Genomic DNA, 23,502 nt, shown 5'->3' with positions numbered 1-23,502 from the left:
AAATAAAAAAACCCGCAATTTCGCGGGTTTAGATAAATTAAATTTTATTAAATTGGTAGTATAAATAGATTTTTACCAAATTTTTACGCGTTTCTCAGGTGCCAAATACATCGCATCACCTTCTTTGACGTCGAAGGCTTTATAAAACTCAGGCATATTTGGCAGCACCCCAATTACGCGATAATGACTCGGTGAATGGCTGTCTGTCATCAGGCGATTACGTAATTCTTCATCACGATATTTACGACGCCAAATTTGCGACCAACCCATAAAGAAACGTTGTTCACCCGTGTAGCCATCGATCACTGGCGCTTTTTCATTACCTAATGACAACATATAAGCTTTATAAGCGACCGTTAAACCACCTAGGTCGCCAATATTCTCACCCAGTGTCAGCTCACCATTAACATGTGCATCTTCAAACGGTTTAAATGCATTGTATTGTGCGACGAGTTGGTCGCCACGCTGTTCAAACTGCGTAAGATCAGACTCGCTCCACCAGTTACGTAAATTACCGTTACCATCGTACTTGGCACCTTGGTCGTCAAATCCATGACCTAATTCATGCCCAATCACAGCACCAATCGCACCATAGTTTACGGCATCATCGGCTTCTAAATTAAAAAATGGCGGTTGTAGAATAGCAGCAGGAAAAACAATCTCGTTATTCACTGGGTTGTAATATGCATTGACCGTTTGCGGGGTCATAAACCACTCACTGCGATCAACCGGCTTGCCAAGCTTATTGCGCATATCAGCATAAGCCCATTGGTTATAGCGCACATAGTTACCGAGTAAATCGCCCGATTGGATCTCCAGCGCAGAATAATCTTTCCACTTATCAGGGTAACCTATTTTAGGCGTGAACTTACTTAGCTTATCTTTCGCAGCTACTTTGGTGTCTGCACTCATCCATTCAAGGTTATCAATTGATTGCTCAAAGCCTTTAATTAAGTTAGCAACCAAGTCTTGCATACGCGCTTTTGCTTCAGGTGGAAAATATTCTTTTACGTAAATCTTACCCAGAAGCTCTCCTAAAACTGAATTACTGGCATCAACCGCTTTTTTCCAAGTTGGTGATTGCGCTTCTAATCCTCTCAGCGTTTTACCATAGAAAGAAAATTGTAATTCAACCATGTCACTGCTTAGCTTATCAGCATGTGCATTAACAAAATGAAAAGTCAGGTAGTGCTGCCAAGTAGTCAGCTCTGTTTGTTGATAAATATCTGCCAGTTTTTCTAAGTAACTAGGTTGGCTCACAATCAGTTCGTCTAATTGCAGATTTGATGCAGTTAAGTAAGCAGCTAAATCAAAGTTGCCCAGCAACTTATTCGCCTCTGCAACGGACATTTTGTTATAAGATTTGCTTGCATCACGAGATTCAACACGACTCCACTGTGCAGCTGCAAGCTTAGTTTCAAGCTCAATCACTTTAGCTGCCACCGCTTCTGCTTCTTTATAACCCAGTGAAGAAAATAACTGCGTGATGTAGTCTTTGTATTGACCACGGATAGTCACAAACTTGTCGTCTTGTTTGCTGTAATAATCTCTATCAGGAAGCCCCAAGCCTGACTGGTAAAGGTAAAGTGCATATTCACTTGAGCTTTTAGCATCATTATTAACATACCAACCAAATGGATTACTGCCACCTTGTTGCAGCGTTTTCGCCATTAATTGTGGTAACTCAGCTTTACTGTTAAGCCCATTAATTGCATCAACATAAGGGTAAATAACACTTAAACCTAGCTCATCACGCGCAGCGACATCTAAATAACTTCTATAAAACGCTGCAAGCTTACCTTCATCCGTTTTTGGATCGTGACCAGCTTGTGCTAGCTGTTCAAGGATGTCTTTTAATGCTTTTTGAGACTCATCGTATAACTGACTAAAAGATCCAAAATTTGATTTATCAGCTGGGATCTCTGTTTTCTCTAACCATTGACCGTTTACATGGTAGTAAAAGTCATCTTGTGCACGCACACTCTTATCCATATTCTCAAGTTCAATGCCTGACACAAGTTGAGATTCAGCTTGTGTAGCTTCTACCTGCTCAGCCTTTGCAGTCGGCTTTTGTTCAACTTGAGGCGCTTCACTACAGCCTAAAAGGCCCAGTGAAAAAGCCACACTCAATGCGGTTAAAGAAAGTTTTCTCATAATGTTTACCCGATGTTTTTATTTTTTAGATGAATACATTAGCAAATATAATCTCTTGCGCATTATTTATTTTGTAACGCTTTAATAATGGCAACATTTGCGGCAGGAAACGCCCAATTGTGAAGCTCATTAATTGCAACCCATTGTGATGCTTGGCCTTCAAGTCCTGTAGCTTCACCAGAGAAATCTTCAACGATATGAATAAATAATTTTACGCACTTATCTCCATAGTCATGCTCAATATCAAGCAAACTCTGTGAGCTATGTACGTCAATATTCACCTCTTCTTTTAATTCTCTCGCCAATGCCTCAGTCACTGATTCGCCATTTTCAATTTTACCGCCCGGAAATTCCCACAAACCACCTTGATGTTGAGACTCATCACGTTTAGTAATAAATATGTGCTCATCGCGCTTGATCACACCAACTGCTACTTCAACTACTTTCTTTGTCATTTTTTTCTCCGATAAAAAAAGCGACTAAAGAGTCGCTTTTTTAAAAAACATTGAATGAGTGGTTATTTTAACTTACCACAACACTGTTTAAACTTTTTACCCGATTGACATGGGCAAGGCTCATTACGGCCAACTTTAGGCTCTGTACGTGAAGCAACAACTGCACCTTCAGGTACTTCACCGCCTACATGTTCAGCTTCTTCGTGCTGGTATTCACGCGGCGCTTGCTCTGAACGTCGATGTTGTTCTTCAACCTTTTCAACATCTTCTTCAGCACGTACTTGTACTTTCGCAAGGATACCAACAACATCTGTTTTAAGGTTTTCAAGCATTGCAGAGAATAGTTCGAAAGATTCACGCTTGTATTCTTGCTTCGGATTCTTCTGAGCATAGCCACGTAAGTGGATACCTTGACGAAGATGGTCCATTGCAGCTAGGTGATCTTTCCAATGTTGATCTAGGCTTTGTAGCATTACAGCTTTCTCGAAATGACGCAGTACATCTGGACCTACCATCAATTCTTTTTGCTTATAAGCACTGTCGATCTCTTCAGTGATACGCTCACGTAATGTTTCTTCGTAAAGCTTGTCATCATCAGCTAACCATTGAGAAATCGGTAAATCTAGTAAGAAGTCAGCTTTAATTCGATCTTCTAAACCAGAGATATCCCACATTTCTGCTAAGCTTTGTGGCGGAATGTATTGGTCGATCATGCCATTCACAACATCACTACGGATAGCTGTAATAGTCTCAGAAATATCGCCTTCTTCAAGTAGCTCGTTACGCTGCTCGTAAACAACGCGACGTTGGTCGTTTGCAACGTCATCATACTCAAGTAACTGTTTACGAATGTCGAAGTTACGCGCTTCTACCTTACGCTGTGCATTTTCAATGGCGCGGTTTACCCAAGGGTGCTCAATTGCTTCACCGCGTTGCATGCCTAGCTTACGCATCATGTTCGTCATGCGCTCACCGGCAAAGATACGCATTAGTGCGTCATCCATTGATAGATAGAAACGGCTCGAACCTGCATCACCTTGACGACCAGAACGACCACGTAGCTGGTTATCAATACGACGTGATTCGTGACGCTCTGTACCGATGATGTGAAGACCACCCGCAGCAATAACGGCATCATGAGTTTCTTGCCACTTCGCTTTAATTTCAGCGATTTGTTCTTCCGATGGGTTTTCTAGCTTAGCTACTTCACTCTGCCAGTTACCACCTAATACGATATCTGTACCACGACCAGCCATGTTAGTTGCAATGGTTACTTTGCCTGGTAAACCTGCATCAGCAACGATGTCTGCTTCTTGCGCGTGGAATTTTGCATTCAGTACGTTGTGTTCAATCTTTTCTTTGCGTAAGAACTGAGATAAGTACTCTGAGCTTTCGATTGAAATCGTACCTACAAGTACTGGCTGACCACGTTCTTGACAATCTTTAATGTCTGCAAGAATAGCCTCAAACTTTTCATCTTGTGTTAAATAAACTAAATCAGCACGATCATCACGGATCATCGGGCGGTTAGTTGGAATAACAACAGTGTCTAGACCATAAATTGACTGGAACTCGAACGCTTCGGTATCTGCTGTACCTGTCATACCAGACAGCTTTTCGTAGATTCGGAAGTAGTTCTGGAAAGTAATAGACGCAAGAGTTTGGTTCTCGTTTTGAATGCGCACACCTTCTTTTGCTTCTACAGCTTGGTGCAGGCCTTCTGACCAACGACGACCTTCCATTGTACGGCCTGTGTGCTCGTCAACGATGATAACTTCATTGTCTTTTACAACGTAGTCTACATCTTTTTGGTAAAGCTTGTGTGCACGAAGTGCGGCATAAACATGGCTTAATAGCGAAATATTACCCGCTGAATATAAAGAGTCACCCTCTTCAATTAAGCCGTTTTCAATTAATAATTCTTCAACTTTTAACTGACCGCGCTCTGTTAGGTGCACTTGCTTAGATTTTTCATCAAGGGTGTAATCACCGTCACCTTCAACACCTTCTTCGTCTTCTTTTTCTTGCAGCGTTAGAGACGGTACTACAGTGTTAATTTTTGCGTAAAGCTCTGAGCTGTCTTCTGCAGGACCTGAAATGATTAATGGCGTTCGCGCTTCATCGATTAAGATTGAGTCAACCTCATCCACAACTGCAAAGTGCAATGGACGCTGTACACGTTCTTCAATGCTAAATGCCATGTTATCGCGAAGGTAGTCAAAACCAAACTCGTTGTTCGTACCGTACGTGATATCAGCAGCATATGCTTGCTTTTTCATATCAGGCATCATGCCTGGTACGTTACAACCAACAGTTAGACCTAGGAATTCAAATAGAGGACGGTTTGTTTCGGCATCACGCTTAGCTAGGTAGTCGTTTACGGTAATAACGTGAACACCTTTACCTGTGACACCATTAAGGTAAGCGGGAAGAGTTGCAGTTAACGTTTTACCTTCACCGGTACGCATTTCTGCGATACGGCCTTGATGCAGCACCATACCACCGATCATCTGCACATCGAAGTGACGCATACCATAAACACGCTTTGATGCTTCACGTACTGTTGCAAAAGCTTCAGGTAAAATATCGTCAAGGCTAGTGCCTTGCTCGTAGCGTGCTCTAAACTCTGCTGTTTTCGCTTTTAATTCTTCATCTGAAAGCGCGCTATATTGTTCTTCTAATGCATTAATTAATGCGACCGTCTTTGTTAGTTTTTTAATCGTACGGTCATTACGACTACCAAAAATCTTGGTAAAAATATTAGCTATCATGTTTAAACCATTTCACTCTAGTGATGGCTGACCTCATATCCATTTTTAGGATTGGATATCATTGGCCACCCTGCGTCCTGTTGGCAGTAAAAGCAATCAAGCCTTACTGAGTGCCGAATATAAAATTGCCTCTATCATACCAGACTCACGCTGTCTGCAAACCTTTGAAATGCAATCAGCCAAAAAAGCTTTGGCAATTCATTTGTTCCGCAAGATGGTCCAACTGGTAATTCTTTTTATATGGTGACGATTACAAGATTTTTCAAGCGCCGTTAACAGCTAAATGTATTAATTTCTCATTAAGAAATACCACAATCCCCGACCACTTGATTTCTCGACTGGCATTATGCTGATATACTTTAGAGAGTTAATTTTGATGTGACGTCTGCTGTATGGCTAAAAATCGCTACGACCCAAAATCTATCGACGAGCTGATGGGAAAGTGGTCAAACAAGATCACCCAATTTGGTGCGAAAACTGACAGTTTGCAAGTATTACAAGCAGAGCTAGACAAGGCGCTTGGCCCTATCTTGTCTAAAAAATGTCGCGTTGCAAATTATCGAGAGGGTACTTTAGTGATTGAAGCCGTTTCTGCCACATTAGCAACTCGACTTAACTATCTGAAACTAGATATTTTGTCTCACCTTAGACAAAACGGTTTTGCTGAATGCGGGCAAGTGAAAGTCACTTCTAACCCAGATGCACAGTTAAGATTAAGTGAACCAAAGCCTTCCATAAAGCCACTAAAAAGCGGCCGTACGATGAGCGAAAGCACAGCTGAACAATTAACAGAGCTTGCAGCGCATGCCCCCCCGAGTTTACAAGCCAAACTACTCAAGCTCGCTACCCACGCGGCAAAAAACAAGCAAAAAAAATGACGCTAAAAAGCGTCATTTTTTATAATTAATCTGTATTAAGCTTTCGCAAGCTCCATACCTGGCGCAGGCATGTGGATTGGCTCTTCAAATGTCGCCCATTCCCACGCAGATTCAGTCGCCATAATTTGACGTAACAATTTGTTATTCAAACCGTGACCTGACTTGTAGCAAGTGATCTTGCCTAGAATATTATGGCCAGCCATAAACATGTCACCGACACAGTCTAAAATCTTATGCTTTACAAACTCATCATCGTAACGCAAACCGTTCGGGTTAAGTACTTTGTACTCATCTAGAACAACCGCGTTATCCATGCTTCCACCTAGTGCAAGGTTGTTAGCATGCATGTATTCGATGTCTTTCATAAAACCAAACGTACGTGCACGACTGATCTCTTCAGTAAAGCTCTGTGCCGTTATATCAAGAGCAATGCGCTGACGGCTATCATTGATCGCAGGGTGATCAAAGTCGATCTCGAAATCAATGTGGAAACCATCATAAGGGGTAATTTCAGCCCACTTATCACCGTCTTCTACACGTACAGTTTCTTTGATACGAATAAAACGTTTAGCAACTTGCTGCTCTTTGATACCGCCTTTTTGTAATAAATAAATGAACGGTAATGCACTGCCGTCCATAATTGGTACTTCAGCACTATCTAATTCAACAACAAGGTTATCAATACCCAGGGCTGCAACAGCGGCAATAAGATGTTCTGTGGTCGATAAACGCACGCCATCTTTGTTAGTCAAACATGTACATAACTGTGTGTCGCCAACAGCTTCTGGTGTAGTTTCAAAGTCAACAACAGGATCAAGGTCGACACGACGGAATACAACACCGGTATTCTCGCTCGCTGGTCGGAGAGTAATGGTAACCTTTTCACCTTTATGTAGACCGACACCTGTCGCTTTAACAACTTCAGCAATTGTACGTTGTCTAATCATAACTTCGCCTATTCATGTCACTTGGACCGCGGATTGTATCACAGATACGACCAGCTGCCAATCGTTTATTATGTAACCAGTTTGTTAGTCAGACTGTTTACGTAAAAAGGCAGGAATATCAAAATAATCGCCTTTTTCAGTCTCACCAGACGCAGCTGGCTTGCTCTCTGGAGCCGGTGTTTTAGGAGCTTGAGTTGTTTGACTCTGTGTTTGCTCCGGCGCACTTGTTGGCTGCTCAGTGCTGGTTTGTGTAAAGCTTGGTACAAACATACCTGGCTGACTTGATGCTGGCGCAGCACTTTGTGCGTCACTACCAGAAACTTGCTTCATGCCATTATCAATAATGCCAAACTGAGGACGACGGTCGCCACCTAAGCCTGTTGCAACTACAGTTACACGTAGTTCATCACTCATTTCTGGGTCAATTACCGCACCGACAACCACAGTTGCGTTTTCAGATGCTAATGCCTTCACATGATTACCAACCACTTCAAATTCTTCGATGGTGATATCCATACCAGCCGTAATATTAACCAAAATACCTTTCGCACCAGTTAAATCTACGTCTTCTAACAGTGGGCTAGAGATAGCCGCTTCTGCAGCTTCTTGCGCACGGTCTGGACCAGATGCCGACGCTGTACCCATCATTGCTGTGCCCATTGCCGACATAACTGTACGTACGTCTGCAAAGTCCACGTTGATAAGACCAGAGCGTGTAATAAGTTCAGCAATACCTTGTACCGCACCGTATAGTACATCGTTCGCTTTCGCGAATGCGTCTAACAGTGTAGTGCCTTTACCTAAAACCTTAAGTAATTTGTTGTTAGGAATTGTAATAAGTGAATCTACAATTTCTGACAACTCACCGATACCTTGATCTGCCGCAGCCATACGCTTTTTGCCTTCAAGGTCAAATGGGCGTGTTACCACTGCAACGGTCAAAATACCTAAATCTTTGGCTACACGCGCAACTACAGGTGCTGCACCAGTACCCGTACCACCGCCCATACCAGCTGCAATAAAGACCATATCAGCGCCATCTAACGCCTCTTTGATCGTTTCAATATCTTCTTCCGCAGACTTGCGGCCTACTTCAGGGTTTGCACCCGCACCTAAACCAGATGTGATCTGAGTACCTAACTGTACTGTTACATCTGCAGATGATTTACGTAGCGCTTGCGCGTCTGTGTTAGCAGCAATAAATCGCACACCTTCGATTTCTTGTTTTACCATGTGCTCAACAGCGTTACCGCCGCCGCCACCAACACCGATCACTTTGATCACAGCTTCTTCGCTGTGTTGTTCCATAATATCAAACATCATTCACTCTCCGACTCGAGTTTAAAACTCACCTTGGAACCACTTTGAAACGCGGCTCCACCAACTCACGTCCGCATCTACTCTCGACTTTTGTGCATTAACCGAATGTAGAGAACGACCGTATTGTAACAAACCTACGGCAGTTGCATATGCAGGATCGTCAACATAATCTGTTAAACCTGTGATATTTACAGGTTTGCCTATTCTAACTGGCATTTGGCAGATATCTTCAGCCACTTCTAGTGCGCCAGCCATTTTTGCAGTACCGCCTGTTACGACTAAACCTGCGGCAATTTGATCTTCAAAACCAGAACGGCGAATTTCTTCTAATGCCAGTTCAAATAATTCTCTGAATCTTGGCTCTACCACTTCAGATAATGTATGGCGCGACATCAATCGCGCTGGACGCCCACCGACACTTGGCACTTCAATGGTTTCTTCACTGCTGGCCATTTGACTGCTAGCACAAGCATATTGCACCTTTAGCGACTCAGCGTGTGAGATTGGCGTCCTGAAAATCTTTGCTATGTCGCCCGTTACTTGGTTACCTGCCACTGGGATCACTGCGGTATGGCGCAATGCACCATTGACATAAATGGCCAAGTCCATGGTACCACCACCAATATCAAGTACTGCGACACCTAACTCTTTTTCATCATCAGTCAAGACCGCATAGCTTGATGCCAATGCGCCAAACGTTAATTGGTCAACCTGAAGACCACAACGCTCAACACATTTCTCAATGTTTTTGGCCATATCATTTGAGCAGGTGATGATATGGGCTTTCGCTTCCATACGCACACCACTCATGCCCAGCGGGTTCTTAATGCCCTCTTGCATATCGATACTATATTCTTGCGCCAATGAATGAAGCATTTTGCGCTCTGCAGAAATAGGCACTGAACGAGCGATATGCATTACATTATCCATATCGTCTTCTGTCACTTCTGCATTATTAATCGCAACAACGCCACTCTCGTTTTGACACTGAATATGCTTACCTGAAATGCCCAAGTAAACCGAGCCAATTCGGCAATCAGCCATTAATTCAGCTTCGTCGACTGCGCGGCGAATGGAATCAGAAACCAGGTTGAGATCGTTCACTCCCCCTTTATCCATTCCATGAGATTCCTGACACCCCACGCCAACGATGCTGAGCTTATTATCTGCTGTTATCTCACCTACCGTTGCTACCACTTTTGAAGTACCAACATCGAGGCCGATTACTAAGTTTCTTTCTACTGACTTAGTCATGCTTCACTCTTATTTTGTTGTTCTGTTTGTGCTGGAAATTTCCAGCTCACCGCAAGGCCGGTGTCATACCTTAAATCTACCGTATCAAGTACCGCCCCTTCAGGCATTTGCATACTTGGATACACATCTATAAATCTTTGTACTCGTTTGGCTTTTTCTTCACGTCCGAGATTAAGGCGAACGCCGTTTTCTAGCCACAATTGCCAAGCAAAGCGCTCTGATAGCGCCAAGCTCACCAAATTAAATTCATTCACAGCCAGCATATCTTTAAACTGCAAGAAAGCTTGCCAAGCTTCTAACTCACTGCCTTCAGGCCCGTATAACTGCGGTAAATAAGCCTGTAATGCTTCATTATCAGCCTGAAACACCTGTCCTTTGGCATTTAATAACAAGTCACTGTTCCAAATTGCCACGGGCTTATGTTCAACAATGTAAACCTGTAATTCATCAGGCCATTGTTTTCTTACCGACACAGTCGCTACCCAAGGTAAAGTCTGTACCGAATGCTGTACTGATTTAACATCAAGTTGAAAATAACTACTTAAATCAACCTGTTTAATAGCAGTCACCACTTCTTTATCTGTGGTATATTTTGGCTTGCCAAGCACCACTATTTTTTTTATTTGTGCATCTTGGTTTTCAACAAGCCAATCAGAGATCCAATATCCGCCACGAATAAGAAGACCAGTAACCAATACGAAAAAGCCCACACTCAATATTTTTTGCCAATTGAGCTTCTCATTCACTAACTGAGCTTTCTCAAAAAGAGCACGCATATTAAAGCGTTTGCTCCAAAATGCGAACAACTAATTGCTCAAAAGTTACACCCACCGCTTTGGCCGCCATGGGTACCAAAGATTTCTCTGTCATGCCTGGCACTGTATTCACTTCTAATAAGTAAAATTGACCATTTTCGTCTTGCATCGCATCAACACGACCCCAACCTTGTGCACCAACAAGAGCAAAAGCATGCGTCGCCATAACTTGTAATTGTTGCGTATGCGCATCGCTCAAAGCTGCTGGGCAGTGATATTCAGTACTATTTACTTTGTATTTGGCCTCGTAGTCATAAAAGCCACGCGGGGTTACCATTTCAATAACAGGTAATGCTTCATTACCTAACATAGCAACAGTAAACTCACGGCCGGTGATCCATTGCTCAACTAAAACCTGATCGTCATACTTAAAGGCATTATTCAGTGCATCTGTTAATTGCTCTGCAGTTTCGGCTTGAGCCATACCTATGCTTGAGCCTTCATGGCTTGGCTTCACCATGACTTTGCCAAACTCATTAATAATGTTGGCTGCATCAAAGCCCGCTTTCGCATCAACAACCGCAAATGCCGCAGTGCTTAATTGTGCTGACTGGAACAGCTGCTTACAGCGAATTTTATCCATTGCCAAAGCACTGCCCAACACACCACTGCCAGTGTATGGAATCCCCATAAATTCAAGTGCGCCTTGAATGGTGCCGTCTTCACCACCACGACCATGCAAAGCGATAAATACACGATCAACCCCTAAGGTCTTTAGTTCTGAAAGCGCACGTTCCGCTGGGTCAAACGCAAACGCATCAACACCTGCAGCAATCAGAGCATTCAACACGGCATTGCCTGAGTTTAATGACACTTCACGTTCAGCTGACGTTCCGCCTAGTAATACTGCTACTTTACCAAACTGTTTCATTATTCACCTTTTAACGCAGCGATTGACATCTCAGTTGCTGCCAACTTCTTAACGATTTGACCAATGTTGCCCGCGCCTTGCGTGATCACAAGGTCGCTGTCTTGTAAAACATTCGAAAGGACTTTGCCCAACTCTTCATTGTCTGAAACATGAATTGGCTCAACACCTCTTTGACGTAAGCTACGGCATAAGCTCTTGCTGTCTGCACCTACAATTGGGGCTTCGCCAGCACTGTATACATCTAACAAAATAAGCTGATCAACTTTTGAAAGTACTTTGACAAAGTCTTCATATAAATCACGAGTACGCGTAAAGCGGTGCGGCTGATAAATCATCACTAATCGACGTTCAGGCCAGCCTGCTTTTGCTGCTTCAATGGTGACATCAACTTCAGATGGGTGGTGGCCATAATCGTCAACTAGCATCACATTACCTTGCTCATTATCAAATGTGCCGTAATGTTGGAAACGACGACCAATGCCTTCAAACTCTGTAAGTGCAGCTAAAATCGCAGCATTGCTTATATCATGATCTTTTGCCACGGCAATCGCCGCAGTCGCATTCAACGCGTTGTGTTTACCTGGCATGTTTAAATGTACGGCGATCTCTTCACCAGACTTAGTCACAACTTTGAATTCGCTGCTATTTACCGTCTGCTTGAAGTCTACTAAGCGATAGTCTGCCGCTTCATGCTCACCATAAGTAATTGTCGGGCGTGCGAAACGAGGAATGAGTTCAGCGGCAACGTCCGAGTCAATACACACCACAGCCAAGCCATAAAAAGGCAAATTATGGATGAACTCTACATAGGTATCTTTCATCTTTTCGAAGTCACCTTCGTAGGTATCCATGTGATCCGCTTCGATATTGGTAACAACCGATACCATTGGCTGTAAATGCAAGAAAGAAGCATCACTTTCATCGGCTTCGGCGATTAAATAATCACTGGTGCCTAACTTGGCATTGGTACCCGCACTATTTAACAGACCGCCGATGACAAACGTGGGGTCAAGTTCTGCTTTAGCAAAAATGCTTGCGATCAAACTGGTGGTCGTTGTTTTACCGTGTGTACCCGCAATGGCGATACCATGACGATAACGCATTAGCTCAGCCAACATTTCAGCACGACGTACAATTGGAATTCGCGCCGCTTTCGCAGCTTTAATTTCAGGGTTATTGACATCAATCGCTGTCGATACCACAACCACATTGGCATCTTTAATGTTATTTTCGTGATGACCAATAAAGACTTCAGCGCCCGCTTTAATCAAACGCTCTGTCATCGCGTTTTGTGCTATATCGGAGCCTGTAATACGATAACCTTCATAGGCTAGTACCTCGGCAATACCGCCCATACCAGCACCGCCAATACCGATAAAATGTATGGTATTGATGCGTCTCATTGCTCTTCGATTATTCGCTTCGTTCACTTGCGTCTCTTTCTCTAAATTCATTTATTTTGCCAACTCACCACACACCTTCGCGACGCGTTCGGTGGCATCAAATTTCGCCAACTGCTTTGCTTTATCAGCAATCTCAGACAATAAGCTTGGCTGTTCAAAATACGGTGTTAATAATTCAACTAATCGCTCAGTCGTAAAATCATGTTGCGGCATAAGCAAACCGCCTTGTTGATCGACTAAATAGCGGGCATTTGCTGTTTGATGGTCGTCAACCGCATGCGGTAATGGCACAAACAAAGCTGCTTTTCCTGCTGCAGCCACTTCACTGACAGTTAAAGCTCCAGCACGACAGATCACCAAATCAGCCCATGCATAGGCTGCATCCATATCGTGAATAAATTCATCAACTTGTGCATCTAATTCGCGACCAACATAAGCACTTTTGAGTTTATCTTGGTTATTTCGTCCACTTTGATGGCGTACACGCAACGAAAAGTCTTTTGCCAATGTCGAAAATACCTCTGGCAAGCGCTCGTTTAACACTTGTGCGCCCAATGACCCGCCAACAACTAGCACATTCAACTGTTCAGTCTGTGGCTTTTTAGCAATAGAACTGACACTGGTTCGAACCGGATTGCCAACCACTTCAGCTTTATTTGCAAAAGCATTAGGAAAGGCTGCCAATACTTGATTAGCGACTTTTGCCAAAAGCTTATTACTAAACCCAGCCACAGCATTTTGCTCGTGGATCACCAAAGGCACGCCAGATAATTTTGCAGCAATACCAACAGGGCCCGTGACGTATCCGCCCATAGCTAAGATCACCGCAGGCTTGCGCTGTTTGATAATTTTCTTCGCCGCCAAAATGGCTTTTAGCACCATAAATGGCGCTTTGAGTAAACGAGTTATCCCGTTACCACGCACCCCTTGCACTTCAACAAAATCAATCTCAAAACCATGCTTTGGCACTAATTGCGCTTCCATTCTGTCTGCAGTGCCTACCCAAGATACAGTCCAACCTTGTTGCTGCATATGCTCTGCAACCGCAATGCCCGGGAAAATATGACCGCCCGTGCCACCGGCGACCACCATTAAATGTTTATTCACTGTCATCGTCGCCCACTCCTCGCCGTTGCTTGTCGGCTCGATAACTTAGTTTCAAAATCAATACGCTGCAGTACACCCGCTGCAATCACCATAATTAAAAAGCTCGACCCGCCGTAAGATACAAACGGCAACGTTAAGCCTTTGGTCGGTAAAATGCCTGCGCTGGCACCAATGTTCACCATAGTTTGAAACGCAAACCAAATACCAATGGCCAGCGCAAAATAGCCTTCATATTCTTTACCATGCTTTAATGCTTTCTGGCCGATTAATAAGGCTCTAAATACCAAAACACCAAGCAACAGCAAGATACTGGTTACACCGACAAAGCCTAGCTCTTCAGCGATTACCGCAAAAATAAAATCGTTATGCGCCTCAGGTAAATACTGTAGCTTCTGCACACTATTACCTAGGCCTTGACCAAACCAACCACCTTGGCTGTAAGCCATTAATGACTGTACTAACTGATAACCTGCTCCAAATGGGTCATCCCAAGGGTCTAAAAAGCCAGTAACACGTCGCCAGCGGTAGGGTTCGAATACGATCAGTACCACTATCAAGCCAATGCCCGTTAAGATCAGCATAAAAAACTGCCATAACTTAGCGCCCGCTAAAAACAGTAATCCCACCGTCGTTACGAACATTACAACGACTGTGCCTAAATCCGGTTGCTTTAAAATCAATAGTGCGTAAACAGCAAAAACCGCCATAGGCTTGGCAAAGCCCTTTAAATTTTCTTGTACTTCTTCACGTTTACGAACCAAGTAACCGGCAATGTAACTAAAAAAGTAAAGTTTGGCGGCTTCAGCGACCTGAAAACCTATCGGCCCAATGGGGATCCAACGTTTCGAGCCATTCACCTCTCGGCCTACTACCAGTACTAAGCACAATAGAAATAGCCCAAAGAATAATAAATAAGGATTACACTTCTTCCACCAGTTCATTGGCACGCTAGTGCTAAACCAAAATAAAAAGAAACCTAATCCTAAAAACACCCCGTGACGCATCGCTATGCCATAAGGGTTGTTATAAAGTCGCTCAGCCACTGGCATAGAAGCACTGGTCACCATCACAAAACCAATGCCGATTAAACACAGCATGGCGTACAACAAAGGCACATCAAAAAGTGCATTTGACTGTTTTGGCGTAAGTTGCATTCTTAGCTCAGCGAAGGTCATCATGGTGCAAGCTCCGCTACGGCTTTACAAAAAGCCTCACCACGAATCATATAATTCGGGAACATATCTATGCTCGCACAGGCAGGTGCTAATAACACTGCATCGCCGTTTTGTGCCAGTGACTGCGCCTTTAAAATGGCTTGTTGTAAATCAGCAACTAGGTGGCTTTGTTCATGTAATGGTAAAAACTTTGCACCATCTTGACCAAAACAAATCACGGCTCGACAAGCTGCTTGCAATGGCTCACGCAAAGGTGATAGATCAGCACCTTTGGCATCACCACCTGCGATAAGCACGGTTTTATTTACATCGTCTTTTAAGCTTTCTAGTGCAGCGACTGTCGCACCGACATTGGTCGCTTTAGAATCATTAAAGTATTTAACTCCTGCAACATCAGCCACTAACTGACAACGGTGTGCAAGGCCTGTGAAGTTTTTAAATGCTGTTGCAAATGCCCCTTTATCAATGTTAAGTGGCTCAAGTAATGCCATCACAGCCAACGCATTAAACTGATTATGTTTACCCACCATAGTCAAGCTAGAGACAGGTAAAACAGGCTGTTGATGTGCAGCGAAATACAAATCACCGTCATGAGTCTGAAGGCAATAATCGGCTTGCGCTAATGCCACACTCACACCGATACCTGCATTGGCCAGTGTATTATTGTCTATAGCATTGAACACCACGTGCTTGGCATGTTGATAAATTCGCTGTTTCGCTTGGCAATAGGCGGCGAAATCTGGGTAACGATCCATATGATCTTCAGTAACATTTAAGATCATGGCACTGGTACAAACTAGGCTTTGTGTGGTTTCAAGCTGAAAACTCGATAATTCTAAAACAAACACATCAAAATCTTGCTCAAGAAGATCGAGTGCTGCGGTACCAATATTGCCACCTAACCCCACTTTATAACCGGCTTCTTTAAGCACTTCAGTAGCAAGACTCACCACCGTCGATTTACCATTTGAGCCAGTTACAGCTATTACAGGTTTCGTGTTCAAGCGAGCAAACAGCTCAATATCACCAATAACTTCAACGCCTTGCGCTATTGCCTCAGCGACACTTTGCTCAAATAGAGCAATACCAGGGCTGATAATGATTAAATCAGCACTCGGTAAACTTGCCTGTGCCAGCGAGCCAAAAACTGCTTCGCAGTCAGGCGCATTATCAGCAAGCCATTGCGAACCCGGCGGTACAGCACGACTGTCGACCACACGCGGCGTGATACCGTGAGACAGTAAAAAACGCACAATGCCCAGACCGGTAATTCCCAGTCCGAGCACAGTGATGTTTTTATTTTTTAACTCGTTTAAATACTGCATTTATCTGATCTTCAGCGTTGCTAATCCAGCGAGTACTAATACAATCGAAATGATCCAAAAGCGCACGATCACGCGCGGCTCTGGCCAACCCTTTAATTCATAATGATGGTGAATAGGCGCCATTCTAAAAATACGCTGGCCACGTAGCTTGTATGACCCCACTTGTAAGATAACTGACAAGGCCTCCATCACAAACACACCACCCATAATCAACAGCACAAGCTCTTGACGTACTAAAATCGCGATAATGCCCAACGCACCACCTAGCGCCAATGAACCTACATCGCCCATAAACACTTGTGCTGGATAGGTGTTAAACCATAAGAACCCAAGGCCCGCACCAACAATGGCAGTACATACTACGACCAGCTCACTAGCCAGTGGTAAGTGCGGTAAATGTAAGTACTCCGAGAAATTTGCGTTACCAGTTAAATAGGCAATAATCGCAAGGGCTGAAGCCACTAAAATAGTCGGAACAATCGCCAAGCCATCAAGACCATCGGTGAGGTTTACGGCATTAGATGTACCGACAATCACAAAATAGCTCATGACCAAATAGAAAATACCAAGCTGCGGCATCACCTCTTTTAAGAAAGGCACAACCAACACAGTTTCATTCGGATTAAGTGACGTGAAATATAAGAAGCTCGCAACAGTCATGGCTATAACCGACTGCCAGAAATATTTCCAACGTGCAATTAAGCCTTTTGAATCTTTGCGGATCACTTTGCGATAGTCATCAACAAAACCAACAACGCCCAAACTGCCTAACACAAATAGCGTCACCCATACGTATTTATTACTTAAATCGCCCCACATTAGGGTGCTGGTAAAAATGGCGCCTAAGATCAACACCCCACCCATAGTCGGCGTACCAGACTTAGATAAATGAGATTCTGGACCGTCATCACGCACAGTTTGACCAATTTGCATACGCTGAAGTGCTCGGATCAAAATCGGACCAAAATAAAGCGATAACAATAACGCGGTTAAAATACCTAAAATCGCACGTAGCGTTAGGTAAGAAAAGACGTTAAAGCCACTGTAATACTGGGTTAAATATTCAGCCAACCACACTAACATGCTGATACTCCATCTGTGGCTGCTTGTTCACCACTTGTTGTTATTAATTCTTCTACTAGTAATTCCATACGCGCACTGCGAGAACCTTTTACTATCACAGTACATGGACCATTTTGCGCCGCTAAAGTTTGGTTAATTGCAGCTAATAAATGTGGACGCGTTGAAAAGTGTCTATCGGCAATTTCAAACACATCGCTGCTATAACGACTCAGTACCCCTAGGGTAAATAACGCATCGATACCTTGCTGTTTGGCATATTCACCAACTTCTTGGTGATACTCACGAGCATGTTCACCAAGCTCCCCCATATCACCTAGCGCAAACACCTTATAGCCCGGCATTTTAGTCAATAAATCGATTGCCGCTTTGACCGAGCGCACATTGGCATTGTAGGTATCGTCAATCACAGTTAAATTTTCGTTGACCTTAATAAGGTTCACACGGCCTTTGACTGCACTCATGCTCTCAAGCGCCGCAGCCACCTCATTTAGGCTAGTGCCGAGCTCAGTGGTCAAAGCTGCTGCAATTAGAGCGTTGGTGACATTGTGCTCACCCGGTAACGCCAGTGTCACAGGTACTTTTTGTTCACCATCACAAAGTAAGAAACTGGCGTGCGCAGTGTCGTTTAGCGTGACTTGTTCAGCCCAAATATCGAGCTGTTCATGGGTGGCAATGCGTTTGATGCGCTTATCAAACATGCTGCTATCCCACATCTGGCGAAACTCAGGGTTAATATCGCAATTAAAAACAGCACAACCATTTGCTTTTAAGCCAGAGAAAATCTCACCTTTGGCCTGCGCCACACCTTCAATTGAACCAAAACCTTCAATATGTGCTGGTGCAACATTACAAATGGCAGCAACGTCTGGTTTGGTCATTTGCGTGGTATAAGCAATCTCACCAATATGGTTTGCACCAAGTTCAATCACCGCATACTCGTCGTCTTCTGACAAACGAATTAACGTCAGTGGTACACCGATGTCATTGTTAAAATTGCCATTGGTTGCCAGCACTTTGCCTTTTTGCGACAAAATCGCTGCGCACATTTCTTTTACTGTGGTTTTGCCCACACTGCCCGTAATAGCAATGGTTTTTGGCGCTACTTGTGCCATTACGGCAGCACCGATATGTCCTAAAGCTAAACGAGTATCGGCTACCACAAACTGAGGAATATCGCACTCCACTGGTTTATCGACAATCGCTGCTATGGCGCCTTTTTCATACGCTTGCTGGACGAATTTATGTCCGTCAAAGTTTGGCCCTTTCAGCGCTAAAAACACCTCATCATTTTTTATTGTTCTGGTGTCGGTGTTGATATTGCTGACAGATAAATTCTCGCCACAACTTACTGGGGTGTTTAATACGGCTGTAAGCCAAGCAAAATCCATTGTGATCATGCTTTATCCCCTTTTAAAATTTTCATTACCCATGCTCTGTCACAGAAGGTGATCGTTTGATCACCGATAATTTGATAATCTTCGTGTCCCTTACCAGCTACCAGTACCACGCCTGAAGCAGATGTTTGCTCAACCGCGTAAGCAATGGCTTTAGCTCGGTCAGGTTGGCAGTAAGCATACTCAGGTTGACTGAGCCCAGCCTTAACGTCTGCGATAATATCGTCGGGACTTTCACTACGTGGGTTATCACTGGTGATCACCAGTTTGTCGGCGTTTTGCTCCGCCGCTTGCGCCATCATCGGTCTCTTGCCTTTATCGCGGTCGCCCCCGCAGCCAAACACACAAGTCACTTGGCCAGGTACGTGCTGCTGAAGCGCTTGTAACGCCAAAGCCAGCGCATCTGGAGTGTGGGCATAATCAACCACACACGTCGGTTTACCTTCAACCGAAAATGCCTGCATACGACCGGCAACTGGCTTCAAAGAAGAAACCGCATTACACAACCCATTAAAGTCATACCCTTCAACCAAGAGCGCCGCCATCGCAGCCACCAGGTTATAAAGGTTAAATTGACCAAATAGCGGTACATTAATCGTCGCTTCACCCCAAGAAGTGGAGAGCGTTGCACGAATACCGGCCTGATGACATTCAGCCTCATCAAACCAAACAAACTGAGAAAAATTGTGTGCCGTTGGCTTTTTGCCATATACCACTAGATTGCTAAAACTAGATTGTGCGATCCAGCTTTGGGCAACTGCATCGTCATGATTTAAAACACAGTGTTTCGGCATACAGTCAGTAAACAGCAAGCGCTTAGCTTGTGCATAACTGTGCATGTCGCCATGATAATCTAAATGGTCACGAGACAGGTTGGTAAAAACCGCCGTACTAAATTGTGTTTCTTTTACACGGCCTTGAACTAAACCATGAGACGACACCTCGATAGCTGCTAGCTGATTATGTTCTGCAAGGGTTGCAAAAATACGTTGTAAATCCACAGCCGACGGTGTGGTATTTTGCAGTGGCGTTAAGTCATCTACTTTGCCATAACCCAAAGTACCTACAACCGCAGCAGGTGCATCAATGGCATCTGCAAGCGCAGCTATCATGGCTGTTGTGGTTGACTTACCATTGGTGCCAGTTACACCAATTACTTTTAAGCGCTCGGTCGGATTCTGATAATAGATTTTGGAAATTTCAGCAATCCGCTTAGCCAAATTCTCAACCGGGATCAACAAACCTAGGCTTTGATCTAGTGCCGTAAAACTCGTTGCATCAACCAATGCACAACTAGCGCCATTGCTAAAAGCCGCAGTAATAAAGTTTTCGCCATTACTTACATGGCCTTTAATGGCAATAAATACATCATTGGCTTTTACTGCACGACTATCGAGCTGTAAGTCAGCAGTTTGTGTGGGGATCTTTGCCTCTGAAGGTTCAATGTTTAACGCTGCTAATGCGTGAGATAAATTAAAGCGCATCTTTTTTCTCCGACAAATAAGCAACGCGGCCTTTATCTGGTGCCACATTCAAAATACGTAATGCGTTCGACATGATTTCAGCAAATGCAGGGCCTGCGGTTTGACCACCGTAGTAAACATCGCCGCCAGGTTCATTGATCATCACCACCACAGCTAAACGTGGGTTCGTAACTGGGGCAACACCCGCAAAGTAACCAACATATTCGTCACCATAACCACCGGCTACCGCTTTCTCTGAAGTACCGGTTTTAGCTGCGGCACGGTAACCATCCACTTTAACATTGTCTGCAGTACCGCCTTTTTCAAATACGGACTCCATCATTTCAATAACGGCTTTGACATCTTCTTCTTTGAAAATACGTTCACCTTCTGGCGCCGATTTTTGTTTTAAGATGGTTAATGGACGAGAGATACCACCCGACCCCATTGTGGCGTAAAGTCTAGCAACTTGAGCTGTGCTTACAGAAACCGCATAGCCATAGGATAAGGTCGCTATTTCAAAATCAGACCAACGGCGGTTTGGATAGAAAAGGCCGCTACTTTCGCCCACCATCATGGTGCCTGTATCTTCACCAAAACCTACTTTTTGATATAAACCAACAAGGTACTCTTTAGGCAGCATTTGACTAATTTTAGCCACGCCCATATTGGATGATACTTTAAGAATTTCTCTGAGCGTCATCTCTCCATGATTGCGAGTATCTTTAACTAGGCTACCACCTAACCTCATCCAACCAGGGTAAGTGTTGATCGTATCATCGGCTTTGATCACGCCGTGATCTAAACCAGCCAAAATAGCTAAGGGCTTCAACGTTGAGCCCGGTTCAAATAAATCGGTGATTGCTCTATTACGACGTTTATAAGGCTGAGCATCTCGCATATCATTGGGGTTGAAGCTTGGGCTATTGACCATCGCCAGTACTTCACCTGTGTGTACATCAACCACCATGGCTGAACCCGATGTTGCTTGATAGCTCAAAACAGCACTTTTAAGCGCTTTATACGCGATAGCTTGAATACGTAAATCGATACTCAGTTGGATATCTTCCGGTTCGACACGTTGTTCTTCAGATAAAACTTGCACTTCTCGACCGCGGGCGTCTTTTCGAATGGTACGTTTGCCTTCCGCGCCAGTTAGCGCTTCTTCAAACAACTTTTCAACGCCTTCAATCCCTTCACCGTCAATATTCGTGAACCCCAACACGTGGGCCGAGACTTCTCCGCTCGGATAATAGCGTTTTGATTCATCGAGTAAGTGAATACCTGGCAATTTCAACTGACTGATATAATTCGCTACCGCAGGGGTTACTTGGCGTTTTAAATAAACAAAGCGTCTTGCGGGGTTGTCACGTAAGCGTTCATCGACCTCTTGGTAATCGATTTGCAACACATCTGCTAATTCACGCCAACGAATATCATTGTCATATCGCACTTGCTTGCGATACGTCATTTCTTCTTCATTTTCCGCTAACGCTTTATGATCTTCTTTGTCTTTGCGAGCCTTTCGCAGCACCTTCTTTCCAAGGGCCTTGTCGAGTGCTAATGGATCAGCATATACACTCACTACAGGCACACTTACTGCCAACTCTTTGCCGTTTCGGTCGAAGATCATACCGCGCTGAACTTTGAGCGTTTCAACACGTACGGTACGTTTCGCGTTTTCTTGCCTTGCTTGATCCGGTTCGATGACTTGTAAGTAAGCAGCTCTAGCCATTAACGTGATGAACACCATAATCAGTACAGTGCAGACAAGTGCAAAGCGCCAAGTAATTAAGGTTTTAGGAGTATTAGACTTGGCTTTCTTCATGGCAGCACCACCACTTGCTCGTCTTTACTGGTTGGACGCTTCATTTCAAGTTGCGTGGTTGCGACCTCTTCGATGCGCGCATGTTGTGAATAGAACTCTTCTTCAACCAGTAAATAACGCCATTGCAAATCAAGCTCATCGCGTTGTTGGAGTAATTTGTCTTGTTGAATAACCTGTTGGCGAGACAAATAAGTAACCTGTACCACACCCAAAGCCGAGGCAAAGATACAAATAAGCAAAAAGCCCGTTAGCTTATTCGCTAAAAGGCCTGCAAATATCTCGTTAAACAGCTTAGGCTGTCGGCTTTGTGGTTTATTCATTATAGTTTTTGTGCAACTCGCAATACTGAACTACGCGATCTTGGGTTAGCAGCAATCTCCTCAGCAGTTGGTTTAATTGCTTTACCTAGCGCTTTCAGAGTCAGGTTTTTATTTAACTGTGCTTCAGTTAATGGCAACCCTCTTGGTACGGCTTCGCCTTTACTTTGTTTCTTGATGAACTGCTTAACAATGCGATCTTCCAAAGAGTGGAATGAGATCACCACCAAACGTCCACCAGGCTTTAATACCGACAACGACGCTTGCAGTGCAGTTTGAATTTCTTCTAATTCGCTATTGATATAAATACGAATAGCTTGGAAAGTACGTGTTGCTGGGTGCTTGTGCTTATCTTTCACTGGTACCGCTTCATCAACTAGATCAGCCAGCTGCTTGGTAGTGGTAATCGGTGTTTCGTCGCGGGTTTCAACAATTTTATGCGCTATGCGACGGCCAAACTTTTCTTCACCATATTTTTTGATCACAAACGCGATATCTTCTAATTCCGCTTCGGCTAGCCACTGTGCTGCACTTCGACCCGATGTAGGATCCATACGCATATCAAGTGGGCCATCTTTCATAAAGCTAAAACCACGGTCAGCATCGTCTAATTGTGGTGAAGAAACACCAATATCTAATAAGATGCCATCAACTTGGCCTAGAATACCCGCTTCTGTTGCCACCGCTTCGATATTCGAAAAGCGTGTATGCGCAATATTAAAGCGTGCATCATCGGCAAACTTTTTAGATGCTTCGATCGCTTGTGGATCCTGATCGATAGCTTGCAAACGGCCTTGCTCACCTAAACGGCTTAAAATTTGACCCGAGTGGCCGCCTCGACCAAATGTGCCATCGATATAAGTACCATCTGCTTTGATGTCTAACGCGTCTAGCGTTTCATTCATCAAAACTGATACATGGGTAAATTGCGCAGTCATGCGT

General features: G+C 44.0%; 19 protein-coding genes. 1 reads left to right on the top strand and 18 read right to left on the bottom strand.

All coding sequences use genetic code 11. The features are described 5' to 3' along the window. Positions 1-72 precede the first annotated feature (72 nt). The 3 genes from ACH784_RS02065 to secA form a co-directional block, all read right to left on the bottom strand. Positions 73-2,154 carry a M13 family metallopeptidase gene (locus ACH784_RS02065; protein WP_404393119.1) on the bottom strand — a complete coding sequence of 694 codons (2,082 nt, stop codon included), beginning with the start codon at positions 2,152-2,154 and terminating at the stop codon, positions 73-75. 62 nt (positions 2,155-2,216) lie between these two features. Next, complete coding sequence (gene mutT, locus ACH784_RS02060; RefSeq protein WP_404393117.1) at positions 2,217-2,609, bottom strand: 8-oxo-dGTP diphosphatase MutT; 393 nt, start codon at positions 2,607-2,609, stop codon at positions 2,217-2,219. A gap of 62 nt (positions 2,610-2,671) precedes the next feature. Then, on the bottom strand, positions 2,672-5,380 hold the full coding sequence (gene secA / locus ACH784_RS02055; RefSeq protein WP_404393115.1) for a preprotein translocase subunit SecA: 2,709 nt from the start codon (positions 5,378-5,380) through the stop codon (positions 2,672-2,674). A 392-nt stretch (positions 5,381-5,772) separates the two neighbouring features. On the opposite strand from secA, the gene ACH784_RS02050 reads away from it, so the two are divergent. Next, positions 5,773-6,258, top strand: coding sequence for a DUF721 domain-containing protein (locus tag ACH784_RS02050; RefSeq protein ID WP_404393113.1), 486 nt, complete (start codon positions 5,773-5,775; stop codon positions 6,256-6,258). A gap of 35 nt (positions 6,259-6,293) precedes the next feature. Here the strand turns inward: ACH784_RS02050 and lpxC are convergent, their stop codons facing one another. From lpxC to rsmH, 15 genes are all read right to left on the bottom strand, one after another. Next, positions 6,294-7,205 (bottom strand): UDP-3-O-acyl-N-acetylglucosamine deacetylase, encoded by a 912-nt coding sequence (lpxC, locus tag ACH784_RS02045; RefSeq protein WP_404393111.1) that lies wholly within the window; start codon positions 7,203-7,205, stop codon positions 6,294-6,296. A gap of 84 nt (positions 7,206-7,289) precedes the next feature. Continuing rightward, positions 7,290-8,525, bottom strand: a complete 1,236-nt coding sequence (gene ftsZ, locus ACH784_RS02040; RefSeq protein ID WP_404395159.1) for a cell division protein FtsZ — start codon at positions 8,523-8,525, stop codon at positions 7,290-7,292. Between the two features lie 21 nt (positions 8,526-8,546). Then, positions 8,547-9,779, bottom strand: coding sequence for a cell division protein FtsA (gene ftsA / locus ACH784_RS02035; protein WP_404393109.1), 1,233 nt, complete (start codon positions 9,777-9,779; stop codon positions 8,547-8,549). Then, on the bottom strand, positions 9,776-10,555 hold the full coding sequence (locus tag ACH784_RS02030) for a cell division protein FtsQ/DivIB (RefSeq protein WP_404393107.1): 780 nt from the start codon (positions 10,553-10,555) through the stop codon (positions 9,776-9,778). The genes ftsA and ACH784_RS02030 overlap by 4 nt, the downstream gene beginning before the upstream one ends. A 1-nt stretch (position 10,556) precedes the next feature. Continuing rightward, positions 10,557-11,465, bottom strand: coding sequence for a D-alanine--D-alanine ligase (locus ACH784_RS02025; RefSeq protein WP_404393105.1), 909 nt, complete (start codon positions 11,463-11,465; stop codon positions 10,557-10,559). After that, positions 11,465-12,919: a UDP-N-acetylmuramate--L-alanine ligase gene (gene murC, locus ACH784_RS02020; RefSeq protein WP_404393103.1), complete on the bottom strand. Its 1,455-nt coding sequence runs from the start codon at positions 12,917-12,919 to the stop codon at positions 11,465-11,467. The genes ACH784_RS02025 and murC overlap by 1 nt, the downstream gene beginning before the upstream one ends. Further along, positions 12,920-13,975 (bottom strand): undecaprenyldiphospho-muramoylpentapeptide beta-N-acetylglucosaminyltransferase, encoded by a 1,056-nt coding sequence (gene murG / locus ACH784_RS02015; protein ID WP_404395158.1) that lies wholly within the window; start codon positions 13,973-13,975, stop codon positions 12,920-12,922. It lies immediately after the preceding gene. Positions 13,976-13,977: 2 nt separating this feature from the next. Next, a complete protein-coding gene (gene ftsW, locus ACH784_RS02010; protein WP_404395156.1) occupies positions 13,978-15,150 on the bottom strand; it encodes a cell division protein FtsW in 1,173 nt (390 codons plus the stop codon). Next, entirely contained in the window at positions 15,150-16,475 is a 1,326-nt protein-coding gene (gene murD, locus ACH784_RS02005) for a UDP-N-acetylmuramoyl-L-alanine--D-glutamate ligase (RefSeq protein ID WP_404393101.1), read from the bottom strand. The genes ftsW and murD overlap by 1 nt, the downstream gene beginning before the upstream one ends. Beyond that, positions 16,476-17,558 carry a phospho-N-acetylmuramoyl-pentapeptide-transferase gene (gene mraY / locus ACH784_RS02000; protein WP_404393099.1) on the bottom strand — a complete coding sequence of 361 codons (1,083 nt, stop codon included), beginning with the start codon at positions 17,556-17,558 and terminating at the stop codon, positions 16,476-16,478. It lies immediately after the preceding gene. Beyond that, positions 17,552-18,955 (bottom strand): UDP-N-acetylmuramoyl-tripeptide--D-alanyl-D-alanine ligase, encoded by a 1,404-nt coding sequence (murF, locus tag ACH784_RS01995; protein ID WP_404393097.1) that lies wholly within the window; start codon positions 18,953-18,955, stop codon positions 17,552-17,554. The genes mraY and murF overlap by 7 nt, the downstream gene beginning before the upstream one ends. Further along, a complete protein-coding gene (locus tag ACH784_RS01990) occupies positions 18,952-20,436 on the bottom strand; it encodes a UDP-N-acetylmuramoyl-L-alanyl-D-glutamate--2,6-diaminopimelate ligase (RefSeq protein ID WP_404393095.1) in 1,485 nt (494 codons plus the stop codon). Before ACH784_RS01990 ends, murF begins: the two co-directional genes overlap by 4 nt. Continuing rightward, positions 20,426-22,243, bottom strand: a complete 1,818-nt coding sequence (locus tag ACH784_RS01985; RefSeq protein WP_404393093.1) for a penicillin-binding transpeptidase domain-containing protein — start codon at positions 22,241-22,243, stop codon at positions 20,426-20,428. The genes ACH784_RS01990 and ACH784_RS01985 overlap by 11 nt, the downstream gene beginning before the upstream one ends. Continuing rightward, positions 22,240-22,563, bottom strand: coding sequence for a cell division protein FtsL (gene ftsL, locus ACH784_RS01980; RefSeq protein ID WP_404393091.1), 324 nt, complete (start codon positions 22,561-22,563; stop codon positions 22,240-22,242). The genes ACH784_RS01985 and ftsL overlap by 4 nt, the downstream gene beginning before the upstream one ends. Beyond that, positions 22,563-23,498: a 16S rRNA (cytosine(1402)-N(4))-methyltransferase RsmH gene (rsmH, locus tag ACH784_RS01975; RefSeq protein WP_404393089.1), complete on the bottom strand. Its 936-nt coding sequence runs from the start codon at positions 23,496-23,498 to the stop codon at positions 22,563-22,565. The genes ftsL and rsmH overlap by 1 nt, the downstream gene beginning before the upstream one ends. Positions 23,499-23,502: the final 4 nt, after the last annotated feature.

The sequence above is a fragment of the Pseudoalteromonas phenolica genome, from assembly GCF_044788725.1.
GTDB lineage: Bacteria > Pseudomonadota > Gammaproteobacteria > Enterobacterales > Alteromonadaceae > Pseudoalteromonas > Pseudoalteromonas phenolica_C.
Note: the sequence above shows the minus strand (reverse complement) of the source record. Positions and strands in the feature narration are given on the sequence as shown.

Coding starts and splice junctions, on each gene's coding strand:
- mraY (WP_404393099.1), bottom strand. CDS start 17,558: ATGTTAGTGTGGTTGGCTGAATATTTAACCCAGTATTACAGTGGCTTT.
- mutT (WP_404393117.1), bottom strand. CDS start 2,609: ATGACAAAGAAAGTAGTTGAAGTAGCAGTTGGTGTGATCAAGCGCGAT.
- ftsZ (WP_404395159.1), bottom strand. CDS start 8,525: ATGTTTGATATTATGGAACAACACAGCGAAGAAGCTGTGATCAAAGTG.
- ACH784_RS02030 (WP_404393107.1), bottom strand. CDS start 10,555: ATGCGTGCTCTTTTTGAGAAAGCTCAGTTAGTGAATGAGAAGCTCAAT.
- secA (WP_404393115.1), bottom strand. CDS start 5,380: ATGATAGCTAATATTTTTACCAAGATTTTTGGTAGTCGTAATGACCGT.
- ACH784_RS02050 (WP_404393113.1), top strand. CDS start 5,773: ATGGCTAAAAATCGCTACGACCCAAAATCTATCGACGAGCTGATGGGA.
- lpxC (WP_404393111.1), bottom strand. CDS start 7,205: ATGATTAGACAACGTACAATTGCTGAAGTTGTTAAAGCGACAGGTGTC.
- murC (WP_404393103.1), bottom strand. CDS start 12,919: ATGAATTTAGAGAAAGAGACGCAAGTGAACGAAGCGAATAATCGAAGA.
- ftsL (WP_404393091.1), bottom strand. CDS start 22,563: ATGAATAAACCACAAAGCCGACAGCCTAAGCTGTTTAACGAGATATTT.
- ACH784_RS01990 (WP_404393095.1), bottom strand. CDS start 20,436: ATGCGCTTTAATTTATCTCACGCATTAGCAGCGTTAAACATTGAACCT.
- rsmH (WP_404393089.1), bottom strand. CDS start 23,498: ATGACTGCGCAATTTACCCATGTATCAGTTTTGATGAATGAAACGCTA.
- ftsA (WP_404393109.1), bottom strand. CDS start 9,779: ATGACTAAGTCAGTAGAAAGAAACTTAGTAATCGGCCTCGATGTTGGT.
- ACH784_RS02065 (WP_404393119.1), bottom strand. CDS start 2,154: ATGAGAAAACTTTCTTTAACCGCATTGAGTGTGGCTTTTTCACTGGGC.
- ftsW (WP_404395156.1), bottom strand. CDS start 15,150: ATGACCTTCGCTGAGCTAAGAATGCAACTTACGCCAAAACAGTCAAAT.
- ACH784_RS01985 (WP_404393093.1), bottom strand. CDS start 22,243: ATGAAGAAAGCCAAGTCTAATACTCCTAAAACCTTAATTACTTGGCGC.
- murD (WP_404393101.1), bottom strand. CDS start 16,475: ATGCAGTATTTAAACGAGTTAAAAAATAAAAACATCACTGTGCTCGGA.
- murF (WP_404393097.1), bottom strand. CDS start 18,955: ATGATCACAATGGATTTTGCTTGGCTTACAGCCGTATTAAACACCCCA.
- ACH784_RS02025 (WP_404393105.1), bottom strand. CDS start 11,465: ATGAAACAGTTTGGTAAAGTAGCAGTATTACTAGGCGGAACGTCAGCT.